Annotated in this window: 7 protein-coding genes and 1 pseudogene; all 8 read left to right on the top strand. The window is 71.1% G+C overall.

The annotated features are described in order from the left end of the window. A partial coding sequence (locus IBL26_RS14185) for an NAD-glutamate dehydrogenase domain-containing protein (protein WP_187785152.1) occupies positions 1–420 on the top strand: 420 nt, incomplete at its 5' end. Between the two features lie 406 nt (positions 421–826). Beyond that, positions 827–2,092, top strand: coding sequence for an MFS transporter (locus IBL26_RS14180; RefSeq protein WP_187785151.1), 1,266 nt, complete (start codon positions 827–829; stop codon positions 2,090–2,092). A 756-nt stretch (positions 2,093–2,848) separates the two neighbouring features. Further along, a complete protein-coding gene (locus IBL26_RS14175) occupies positions 2,849–3,916 on the top strand; it encodes a YncE family protein (protein ID WP_241749371.1) in 1,068 nt (355 codons plus the stop codon). 16 nt (positions 3,917–3,932) lie between these two features. Then, entirely contained in the window at positions 3,933–5,114 is a 1,182-nt protein-coding gene (locus tag IBL26_RS14170; RefSeq protein WP_187785149.1) for an isochorismate synthase, read from the top strand. Next, complete coding sequence (locus IBL26_RS14165; RefSeq protein ID WP_187785148.1) at positions 5,111–6,730, top strand: (2,3-dihydroxybenzoyl)adenylate synthase; 1,620 nt, start codon at positions 5,111–5,113, stop codon at positions 6,728–6,730. Before IBL26_RS14170 ends, IBL26_RS14165 begins: the two co-directional genes overlap by 4 nt. Positions 6,731–6,744: 14 nt before the next feature. Continuing rightward, positions 6,745–7,386: an isochorismatase family protein gene (locus tag IBL26_RS14160; protein ID WP_187785147.1), complete on the top strand. Its 642-nt coding sequence runs from the start codon at positions 6,745–6,747 to the stop codon at positions 7,384–7,386. Further along, a complete protein-coding gene (locus IBL26_RS14155) occupies positions 7,386–7,619 on the top strand; it encodes a phosphopantetheine-binding protein (RefSeq protein ID WP_187785146.1) in 234 nt (77 codons plus the stop codon). The genes IBL26_RS14160 and IBL26_RS14155 overlap by 1 nt, the downstream gene beginning before the upstream one ends. Beyond that, positions 7,616–11,089, top strand: a pseudogene (locus IBL26_RS14150) (amino acid adenylation domain-containing protein); the annotation flags it as partial. The gene IBL26_RS14155 and the pseudogene IBL26_RS14150, both read left to right, overlap by 4 nt. Between the last annotated feature and the right edge of the window lie 212 nt (positions 11,090–11,301).

Here is an 11,301-nt window from a genome sequence, read left to right as displayed (position 1 = left end):
GCCACCCCGGCCGCCGCGGCACTGCGCGAGGCCGGCCTGCCCGAGCAGGTCGCCCGGCTGGCGGCCGCGGCGCCGACGCTGGAGGACGCGCCCGCCGTGGTGCGCCTCTCCACCGTCGCCAATGTCTCGCCCGCCCAGGCCGGGCAGGCGTGGCAACAGGCGGGCGAGGCCTTCCACCTGCCGGCGCTGCGCCTGGCGGCGCTGCAGGCCGACGTCTCGGGGCCCTTCGGCACCCGCGCCAAGGCGGCCCTGCTGGACGATATCGCCGCCCTGCACGCCAAGCTGGCCGCCGCCCACCTGCGTGGCGCCAGCCTGCCGGACGCCGAAGCCGCCGCTCGCACGGCCCAGGAAGCCGCCCTGCGGCCAGACCTGGCCGCGGTGACGGTGGCGGTGCGGGAACTGGGGCGGGTGGTCCAGTAAGGACCGCCTTGCCGGGCTTTAGAAGAAGGGAAGGCCGGGGAAGGAATTCCCCGGGCCCTTCTTTTCTTTCTTCGAGTTTTGGGCGTGGCCGTTGGCTGGGTGTTCTCGAGGACCGGCTTGGTGCGCCGGAGGTCTTCGACCTCCGGCGACTGAGGGTTCAGTCGGCGCGGCACGTTTGATGAATCAAGGTGCGTCGCTCTCGTCCTGAGGCGTGGCGCCCAGGGGGCCTCGCCGTAGTCACGGGGCGCGGCGCCAAACTTCCCGGAAAGACGGATCAAACCTGATAGGTTTGATGGGGAATCCGTTCCCCCACCTTCCCCCTTGCTTCCCCCAAGCCTCCGCCCCCCTTTGGCCCAGGCCCGAACCGGGGCACACTCCGCCCCGATATGGATCGGAGGCGAGTGGGATGAACCGGAAGGCCTGGGCCTGGGCGTTGTATGACTGGGCCAATAGTGCCTTCCCCACCGTGGTTTCCACCTTCGTCATCGCGGCGTATTTCGCCCAGGGCGTGGCGCCGGACGCGGCCACCGGGCAGGCCATGTGGGGCTGGATGCAGACGGCGGCGGGGCTGGCCATTGCCTTCCTCTCCCCCGTGCTGGGCGCGGTGGCGGATGTGGGCGGGCGGCGGCGGCTGATGCTGCTGGTCTGTACCCTGGTCACATCGCTGTTCACCGGCCTGATCTGGTTCGCGACGCCGCAGCCGGAGTCGATGCTGTGGGCGCTGGCCTGCGTCGGCGTGGCGACGGTGGGGTTCGAGCTGGGGACGGTGTTCTACAACTCGATGCTGCCCCAGGTGGCGCCGCCGGAGCGGCTGGGGCGGATTTCCGGCCTGGCCTGGGGGCTGGGCTATGCGGGTGGCTTGGCCTGCCTGGGGGTCTGCCTGTTGCTGCTGGTGCAGCCGGACCCGTCCCCGCTGGGGCTGGACCGCGGCAATGCCGAGCATGTGCGCGCCACCGCCATCCTGGTGGCAGTGTGGATGCTGGGCTTCGGCTGGCCGGTCCTGCTGGCCTTGCCGGACCCGCCTGGGGCGCGCCCCGGCTGGAAGGCGGCAGCCAGCCAGGGCCTGGCGGAGATCCTCTCCGTCCTGCGCGGGCTGCCGAAGCGGCCGGCGATGGCGCGCTTCCTGGTGGCGCGGCTGTTCTACACGGACGGGCTGAACACGCTGTTCGCCTTCGGCGCCATCTTCGCCGCCGGCGTGTTCGGCATGACGTTCGAGGAGATCCTGCTCTTCGGCATCGCGCTGAACGTGACCGCCGGGCTTGGCGCGGCCGGGTTCGGGTTGCTGGAGGACCGGCTGGGCTCCCGCCAGACCATTTTGGTGGCGCTGGCGGCGATGATCGTCATCGGCTTCGGCCTGGTGATCGTGGAGAGCAAGACGGTGTTCTGGGCCCTGGCCATGACGCTGGGGCTGTTCATGGGGCCGGCCCAGTCGGCCTCCCGCAGCTACATGGCGGCCATGGCGCCGCCGGGGGAGGTCTCGGCGCATTTCGGCCTGTTCGCGCTGTCCGGGCGGATCACCGGCTTCCTGGGGCCGGCCGCCCTGGCGCTGGTCACGGGCATCAGCGGCAGCCAGCGGATGGGCATGGCCACGGTGCTGGTGTTCCTGGCCATCGGCGCCGCCGTCATGCTGACGGTCCGTCCGGGAGGAGATGCGCGTCCCCGGGTCGGGTAGGCGTCTTCGTTTGAAGGGGGGCTGAAGGCCGGGGAAGGAATTCCCCGGGCCCCTTCTTTTCTTTTTTCGAGTTTCCGAGCCGGGCTGTTGAGAGGACGGGCTTAAAGGACGGCTGGGTGCGCCGGAGGTCTTAGATCTCCGGCGACTACGCGTTCAGCCTGCGCGGCCGGTATTCGAAATCATCAAAAGCGCTCGCACTCAGCCCTGAAGCCTGACGCCAAACTCGAAAAAAGAAGATGGGGTCCGGGGAATTCTTTCCCCAGCCTTTCCTCCCCACTCCACCACCCGCATTTCCCACCGGCCGACGTCCATCCAGCCGCGCAAAAGCGAAGGGCCCGTTCGCCAAGGAACATGGATTCGGCGCCATGTTCCTCAACCGCGTGTGCGGTGCGGCAGTGGCGGTTGACATCGGAACGCCGGAAGCTAATGTCCCGCGTCTGAGAATGCTTTTCATTTGCATGGTTTGCGGGCCGCCTCGCCCCTGCCGGCGGCGCCTTCCCCTTCGATCGGCTGGAAGACGCACCCCGGCAAGGGATGGAAGGCCCGTCAGGCCTTGCGATGCAAGGATGCATCGATGCCCTCCTTCCCCATGATGTCCCGCGCGGTCACGCCGTGGACGAACATGGCCGGTGCGCGGACCAGGCCGGGCCTGGCCTGGCAGGGGTGTCGCCAGGCTGGGGCGCGCGGCCCTGGCGCGGGACTCAATCTTCGATCGCGGCCAGATCGCTGCCCGCGGCATACGACATGGAGACTTTGATGCACCCGACGATGTTGCCGGCCCTTTCGCGCCGCCATGCCTTCGGCCTGGTGGCCGGCCTGCTTTGCGCCAGCCGGGTCAGCCCCGCCATGGCCGCCGCCACGGTGGGCAAGAGCGTGCGGCTGGTGCCGCCCGGCGGGCTGTACGAGCTGGTGGTGAGCACGACCACCGGCCTGTTGCATGTCGCGGCCGCCGGCCCGCGTGGCGCCACCGAGGCCTCCATCCTGGGCCTGGACCCGCAGAGCCTGGAAGTGAAGAGCACGCTCTCCCTGCCCGAGCCCGCTTTCGGCCTGGCGGTGAACGACCGCACCGGCACGCTCTACACCACCAACACCCGCTCCGGCAGCGTCTCGGCCATCGACCTGAAGGCGGGGCGCGTGCTGACCAAGATCGCCCATGGCGAGAAGGCGCATGTCCGCCAGGTGCTGGTGGATGAGGAGGCGAACCGCGTCTATGTCTCCGTCCCCGGCTTCCAGGGCGTCCAGAGCCAGATCTGGGTGATCGACGGCGCCAAGAACGAGATGCTGCACGTGATCTCGGACGGCCTGGGCGAGGCGATGAGCGGCATGACGCTCGACCGCGCCGGCAACCGCCTGTTCGCCGCCCGCCTGCAGACGAACGAGATCATCGAGGTGGACCTGGCGACCCGCGCGGTGAAGCGCGCCTTCCCCTCGGGTGGCGAGGGGCCGATCAACGCGGCCTATGACGCCGCCGGCAAGCGGCTGTTCGTCACCAACCAGAAGTCCGGCACCCTGGCGGTGCTGGATGCCGGCAGCGGCGCGCTGGTGAAGTCGGTGGAGACGGGCGCGGGCGCGCTGGGCGTGACGCTGCACCCGACCAACGGCACCGTGCTGGTGGCCAACCGGGGCGCCGGCACCGTCAGCGTCCTGGATGGCGCGAAGCTGGAAGTGCAGGCCAGCCTGGCCACCGGGTCCCATCCCAACACCATCGCGGTCGATCCCCGCAGCGGCCTGGCCTACGTCACCAACAAGGCGCGCAGCGCCGGCCGTGGCCAGCCGCCCGTGGACGACCCGAATGGCGACACCGTCAGCCTGATCCGCTTCTGAGGGAGGAAGGCCGCGCATGAGTACCCTGGCCAGCGAGACGCACATCATGCGGCAGGATGGCATGGAGGCACCGCTCTTCGCCTTCCGCTCCGCCCGTGGGGTGGTGCAGGGCCAGGGGCTGGGCGCGGCCTTGCCGCGCGGGCCGGCGGAGACGCTGGGTGCGCGGGTGGCGGCGTTCTTCCGCCTGGCGGGGCGGGATGCCCTGCTGGCGGGGGCGCTGCCCTTCGCGCGGGAGGCGGAGGACTACCTGGTGCAGCCGCGCACCGTCTCCCGCACCGTGCAGGAGGTGGCCGCCGCGCCGCGCCCGGACGCGCGTTGGCAACTGGCGCATGAGCCGGATGCGGCGGGCTATGCCGCCTCCGTCCAGCGCGCGCTGGGCATCATGCGGCAGGAGGCGGCGCAGGGCGCCGGGCGGCGGGAGGTGCTGACGAAGATCGTGCTCTCCCGCAGCCTGCTGGCGCGGGCGGATGCGCCGATCGATTTGCAGGGGCTGTTGCGGCGCCTCTCGGCCGACCCGTCGGTCACCGGCTTCCTGGTGCCGTTGCCGCCGCGTGGCGGCGCGCCGCGCGTGCTGGCGGGGGCGACGCCGGAATTGCTGCTCTCCAAGACCGGGGCGCGCATCCTGTCCCACCCCCTGGCCGGCTCGGCGCGGCGGGAGGTCGATGCGGCGGCGGACAGCGCCAATGCCGCCGCCCTGGCGCGGTCCGACAAGGACCGGCGGGAACACGCCATCGTCGCCGACTTCATCCTGGATACGCTGGCGCCCTACTGCCGGCAGCTCTCCGCCCCGCAGGGCACGACGCTGACCAGCACCAACAGCATGTGGCACCTGGGCACCCGCATCGAGGGCGAGTTGAAGGATGCCTCCATCTCCTCCGCCGAGCTGGCGGCGGCGCTGCACCCGACGCCGGCCGTCTGCGGCCTGCCGCGGGCCCATGCCGCCCGGCTGATCGGCGAGATCGAGGCCTATGACCGGGACTTCTACGCCGGAGCGGTGGGCTGGTGCGATGCGGCGGGCGACGGCGCCTGGTATGTGTCGATCCGCTGCGCCGAGATTGCCGGGAATACCGCGCGGCTTTATGCCGGTGCGGGCATCGTGCCCGGCTCCGACCCCTGGGCCGAGGCGGCGGAGACCGGCGCCAAGTATGGTGCCCTGCTGGCCGCGCTCGGCATTGAACTGGAAGAGACCCGCCTGTGACTCCGCTTCGCCAGACCTGGCCCGACGACCTCGCCCGCCGCTACCGCGAGAAGGGCTACTGGCGTGGCGAGACGTTCTCCGGCTTCCTGCGCCAGCGGGCGGCGGAGCGGCCGGACGCCATCGCCATCGTCGACCGGGACCGAAGCTGGAGCTATGCGGAACTGTTGGCGCGGGCCGAGGCGGCGGCGGCCGGCTACCTGCGCGCCGGGCTGAAGCCGGGGGACCGGGTGGTGGTCCAGCTGCCCAACATCGCCGAGTTCTTCTCCGCCGTATTCGGGTTGTTCCGTGCCGGGATGATCCCGCTCTACGCGCTGCCGGCGCATCGCATCACCGAGATCGCGCATTTCGCGCGGAAGGCCGAGGCGGTGGGCTACGTCATCGCCGAGCGGCATGACGGCTTCGACTACCGGGACCAGGCGCGCGCCTTGCAGGCCGAGGTACCGGCGGTGGCGCATGTCGTCGTCGTCGCGGGCGATGCGGCGGAGTTCACGAAGCTGGCGACTGAGCGGGGCGAAGGCGTGGCATTGCCGCCCGATGTTTCCTCCTCCGACGTCGCCTTCATCCAGATATCGGGCGGCAGCACGGGACTCTCGAAACTGATCCCGCGCACACATGACGATTACCTCTACAGCTGCTGGGCCAGCAACGAGATCTGCGGCGTGACGGCGGAGAGCGTGTTCCTGGTGGCGCTGCCGGCGGCGCACAACTTCCCGATGAGCTCGCCCGGGCATATCGGCGCGCTGTATGCGGGGGCGAAGGTGGTGCTCAGCCTCTCCGCCAGCCCCGATGCCGCCTTTCCGTTGATCGAGCGGGAGCGCGTGAGCATCACCGGGCTGGTGCCGCCGCTGGCGCTGCTGTGGCTGCAGGCGGCGCCGAGCAAGCAGAACGACATCTCCAGCCTGCAGGTGCTGCTGGTCGGCGGCGCCAAGTTCACCCGGGAAGTGGCGAAGCGGGTGCGGCCGGTGCTGGGCTGCACGCTGCAGCAGGTGTTCGGCATGGCCGAGGGGCTGGTGAACTACACCCGGCTGGATGACCCGGAGGAGACCATCGTCTCCACCCAGGGCCGCCCGATCAGCCCCGATGACGAGGTGCTGGTGGTGGACGACCTCGGCAACCCGGTGCCGGAAGGCGAGCCTGGCTACCTGCTGGCGCGGGGGCCCTACACCATCCGCGGCTATCATAACGACCCGGCCGCCAATGCGCGTTCCTTCACCAGTGACGGCTTCTACCGCACGGGGGACATCGTGCGGCGCTTTCCCGGCGGCTACCTGGAAGTGCAGGGGCGGGCGGGGGACCATATCAACCGCGCCGGCGAGAAGATCTCCGCCGAAGAGATCGAGGACCACCTGCTGGCGCATCCGAATGTCTTCGATGTCGCCATCGTCTCCATCCCGGATGAGTTCCTGGGCGAGCGTTCCTGCGCTTTCGTCATTGCCCAGGGCGAGAAGCCGAAGGGGTCGGCGCTGAAGGCCTGGATGCGCACGCGCGGCATCGCCGAGTTCAAGGTGCCGGACCAGATCGTCTTCGTCGAGCATTTCGCCACCACCGCCGCCGGCAAGGTCAGCCGGAAGGAACTGCGCGCCCGCCTGCGCGCCGAGTTCCTGCAACACCAGTAAGAGTTCGTGCCAGCATGACCGCCAAGGGTTTGCCCACCATCGCCCCCTACGACCTGCCGGGCGCCAACGAACTGCCGGTGCCGCGCGCGCCCTGGAGCGTGGAGCGCGACCGCGCCGCGCTGCTGGTGCACGACATGCAGCATTACTTCGTGCGGCCCTACACGCGCGATGCCGCGCCCATGCTGGTGGTGGTGCGCAACATCGCCCGGTTGATCGTGCAGGCACGCGCCCATGGCATCCCGGTATTCTACACGGCGCAGCACGGCAACCAGGACCGACGGGACCGTGGCCTGCAGGCCGACCTCTGGGGCCCCGGCATGTCGGGCGCGCCGGAGCACCAGCCGATCCTGGAAGAACTGGCGCCGGAACAGGGCGACTTCGTCCTGACGAAGCACCGCTACAGCGCCTTCCAGCGCAGCAACCTGGAGACGCTGATGCGCGTGCGGGGGCGGGACCAGCTGGTGGTCTGCGGCATCTACGCGCATATCGGCTGCACCCTGACGGCGGCCGAGGCGTTCCAGCGCGATATCGAGCCGTTCTTCGCCGCCGATGCGGTGGCCGATTTCTCGCGCGAGAAGCACATGATGGCGCTGAATTACGTCGCCGCCACCTGCGCCGTGCCGATGACCACCGACCAGCTGCTGGCCGCGCTGTGATGCTGACGCGCGAGCGCATGCGCGCCGACATCGCCGCCCTGATCCACGAGGACCCGGAGGAGATCGGCGGCGAAGACAACCTGATCGACCTCGGCCTGGATTCCATGCGGGCGATGACGCTGCTGGTGCGCTGGAACGAGACCGGGCTCGGTCTCGATTTCTCCGAATTCGCCGAGCGGCTGACGCTGGATGCCTGGTGGGCCATCGTGCGGCGGCACCTCGCCGGCCGATGAACGCGCCGCTCGCCGTGCCGCCGCATGATCCGCGCATGCCGCAGCCACTGACCGAGGCGCAGGCGGGTCTGTGGTACGCGCAGCGGCTGGACGCGGCCAACCCGATCTTCAACACCGGCCAGTACCTGGACCTGCGCGGGCCGCTGGACCTGGTGGCCTTCGCCGATGCCGTGAACGGCATGGTGGCCGAAGCCGATGCGCTGGCGCTGCGCATCGACGATGCCGGCGGCGCCCCGGTGCAGTGGCTGGACGAGGCACGCCGCCCCTGGCTGGCCGTGATCGACCTGACCAACGAGCCGGATGCCGAGCAGGCCGCCCTGGCCGACATGGCGCGGGACATGGCGGCGCCGCTGGACCCGGCCCGGCACGCCCTGGCGGCGGAACGGCTCTACGTGCTGGGCCCGCGCCGGCATCTCTGGTACCAGCGCGCGCACCATTTGGTGGTGGATGCCTTCGGCACCGACCTGCTGGTGCGGCGCGTGGCCAATCTCTACGCCGCCGCGCTGGGCCAGGGCATGCCCGGACCCTCCCTGACCCGGCCTTCCGTGGTGCTGGCCGAAGACGCCGCCTATCGCGCCGACCCGCGCCGGGAAAAGGACGCCGCCTTCTGGCGGGAGACGATGCAGGGCGCACCCGAGGTGGTGGGGCTGGCTCCTGGCCTGGCCATGACCGGCCACCGGGCGCTGCGCCATGCCGAACCGCTGGACGATGCCTTCGCGGACGCGCTGCGCGCCGCCGCCGCCACGCACAACCTGCCGTGGCCGGATATTCTGGCGGCGCTGGTGGCCGCCTATGTGCGCCGGCATGCCGGCACGCCGGAGGTCAGCCTTGGCGTGGCCTTCATGGGCCGGCTGGGCAGCCCGGCGGCGCGGGTGCCCTGCACGTTGATGAACGTGCTGCCGCTGCGCCTGGCCCCGGACGAGGCGGCGCCGCTGGGGGCGGTGCTGGCCGACGCCGCGAAGGCGCTGCTGCGCGGCCGGCGCCACGGGCGCTATCGCGGCGAGCAGTTGCGGCGGGACCTCGGCCTGCTGGGCGCCGGGCGGCGGCTGCACGGGCCGCTGGTGAACCTGTTGCCGTTCGACCGCCTGCCCGAATTCGCCGGGCTGGAAGCCAGCCAGCACGTGCTGGGCACCGGGCCCGTGGACGATATCACCCTCAGCTTCCGCGGCGGCCCCGATGCCGCCGGGCTGCGGCTGGAGATCGAGGCCAATCCCGGCCTGTACGACGCGGCCGATGTCGCGGCCCATGCCGCGCGGCTGCGGCATTTCATTCATGCCGCGTTGGGCGCGCCAAGGCTGGCCGACGTGCCGACGGCGACGCCGGACGAAGCGCGCTGGGCGCTGCAGGACCTGAACGCCACCACGCACCATGTGCCGGACACGACGCTGGCGGCGCTGATCGCCGCCCGCATGCAGGCGCATCCGGAGGCGCCGGCACTGGAATTCGCTGGCACGGTGCTGAGCTACGCGGCACTGGATGCGCGCAGCGGCGCCCTGGCGGCGGCGCTGCGTGCCCGTGGCGTCGGCCCAGGCAGCATCGTCGCCGTGGCGCTGGAGCGATCGGTGGAGCTGGTGGTGGCGCTGCTGGCGGTGATCCGCGCCGGCGGTGCCTACCTGCCGCTGGACCTGGAACACCCGGAGGCGCGCATCGCGCGGATTCTGGATAATGCCAAGCCGGTACTGGCGCTTTCCGCGCGCCCCCTGCCGGGCCAGGTGCCGGTGCTGGCGCCGCAGGACTGGCCGTTGGCGGGGGAGGCCCCCACCCAGGGCCCGGCGCCCGGCGATGCGGCCTATGTGCTCTACACCTCCGGCTCCACCGGGGAGCCGAAGGGCGTGGTGGTCGAGCACCGGGCCATCGTCAACCGGCTGGAATGGATGCGGCAGTATTACCGCTTCGGCACGGCCGACCGCATTCTGCAGAAGACGCCGGCGACCTTCGATGTCTCGGTCTGGGAATTCTTCCTGCCGTTCCTGGCCGGTGCCACGCTGGTGGTGGCGCCGCCCGGCGTGCACAAGGACCCGGTGGCCCTGGCGGCGCTGCTGCGGGACGGCTGTATCACCACCGCGCATTTCGTCCCCTCCATGCTCGCCGCCTTCCTGGCCGAGCCGGCCTCGGCCGGCCTGCGACTGGCGCGCGTGTTCTGCAGTGGCGAGGAACTGACAGCGGAGTTGCGCGACCGCTTCCACGCGCGCATCGAGGCCGGGCTGCACAATCTGTATGGCCCGACCGAGGCCGCCGTCGATGTCAGCTACTGGCCGGCCTCGGCCACCGACCGCAGCCAGCCGGTGCCGATCGGCCACCCTGTGTGGAACACCCAGCTCTATGTGCTGGACGAGGCGATGCGGCCGGTGCCGCCGGGCGTGACCGGGCATCTGTTCCTTGGCGGCGTGCAGCTGGCGCGGGAATATCTCGGCCGGCCGGACCTGACGGAACGCGCCTTCATCCCCAACCCATTCCGCCCGGGCGAGCGCATGTACCGCACCGGGGACGTAGCGCGGCTGCGGCCGGATGGCGCCGTGGTCTTCCTCGGCCGGTCCGACCATCAGGTGAAGATCCGTGGCCAGCGCATCGAACTCGGCGAGGTGGAGGCGGCGCTGGCCAGCTACAAGGCGCTGCGCCAGGCGCGGGTGATCGCGCGGGAGGACAAGGCGGGCGACAGGCGGCTGGTGGCCTATGTGGTGCCGGCGGAGGGCTTCGACGCCGCCGCGCTGCGCGCCCATGCGGCGGCACGGTTGCCCGATGCCATGCTGCCCGCCGCTTTCGTGACCCTGGCGGCGCTGCCGGTGAACAGCAGCGGCAAGCTGGACCGCGCCGCTCTGCCGGCACCGGACTACGTGACCGTGGAAGGCCGGGCGCCCGCCACCGAGGCGGAGCGGCGCATCGCGGCGCTGTACGGCCAGGTGCTGCACATCGAAGGCGTGGGCGCGAAAGATGATTTCTTCGCCCTCGGCGGCCATTCGCTGCTGGCGGTGGAGCTGATGCTGCGGGTGCGCGAGGATTTCGGCTGGGACCCCGGCCTGGGCGCGTTGTTCGAGCACCCGACGGTGGAGCGGCTGGCGGCGCTGCTTGAGGAGAAACCTGTCAGCGACAGCGGGCTTGGCCCGGTGGTGCGCCTGCAGCAGGGCGATGAGGCACTGCCGCCGCTCTTCGTCGTGCATCCGGCTGGCGGCATTTCCTGGTGCTATGGCGGGCTGGCGCGGGCACTGGCGCCGCGCCGCACCGTCTATGGCATCCAGGCGCCCGCCCTTGCCGCGGGGGTGGAGACGCCGCCAAGCCTGGACGCCCTGGCCGCTGATTATGTGGAACGCATCCGCGCTGTGCGGCCGCGGGGCGTGGTGCATCTGCTGGGCTGGTCCGTCGGCGGCATCATCGCCCACGCCATGGCGGTGCGGCTGGCACAGCGCGTTGGCGTGCTGGCGATGCTGGATTCCTACCCCAGCGAGGTCTGGCGCAGCCAGGAGGAGCCGGAGGAGAACGCCCCCTTCCGTGCCCTGCTGGCCATCGCCGGCTACGACCCCGACAACCTGCCGGATGGGCTGGAGCTGACACGCGAGGCCGTGGTGGCCTATCTGCGCGCCGGGGACAGCCCGCTCGGCCGCCTGCCCGAAGCGGCGCTGGATGGCGTGGTGCGCGTGGTGCGTGGCAACAACCGGCTGGTGCGGCAGCATGAGCAGGGATACTT

It is taken from the genome of Teichococcus aerophilus (assembly GCF_014490485.1).
GTDB classification, from domain to species: domain Bacteria; phylum Pseudomonadota; class Alphaproteobacteria; order Acetobacterales; family Acetobacteraceae; genus Pseudoroseomonas; species Pseudoroseomonas aerophila.
Note: the sequence above shows the minus strand (reverse complement) of the source record. Positions and strands in the feature narration are given on the sequence as shown.

Coding starts and splice junctions, on each gene's coding strand:
- IBL26_RS14180 (WP_187785151.1), top strand. CDS start 827: ATGAACCGGAAGGCCTGGGCCTGGGCGTTGTATGACTGGGCCAATAGT.
- IBL26_RS14175 (WP_241749371.1), top strand. CDS start 2,849: ATGCACCCGACGATGTTGCCGGCCCTTTCGCGCCGCCATGCCTTCGGC.
- IBL26_RS14170 (WP_187785149.1), top strand. CDS start 3,933: ATGAGTACCCTGGCCAGCGAGACGCACATCATGCGGCAGGATGGCATG.
- IBL26_RS14155 (WP_187785146.1), top strand. CDS start 7,386: ATGCTGACGCGCGAGCGCATGCGCGCCGACATCGCCGCCCTGATCCAC.
- IBL26_RS14160 (WP_187785147.1), top strand. CDS start 6,745: ATGACCGCCAAGGGTTTGCCCACCATCGCCCCCTACGACCTGCCGGGC.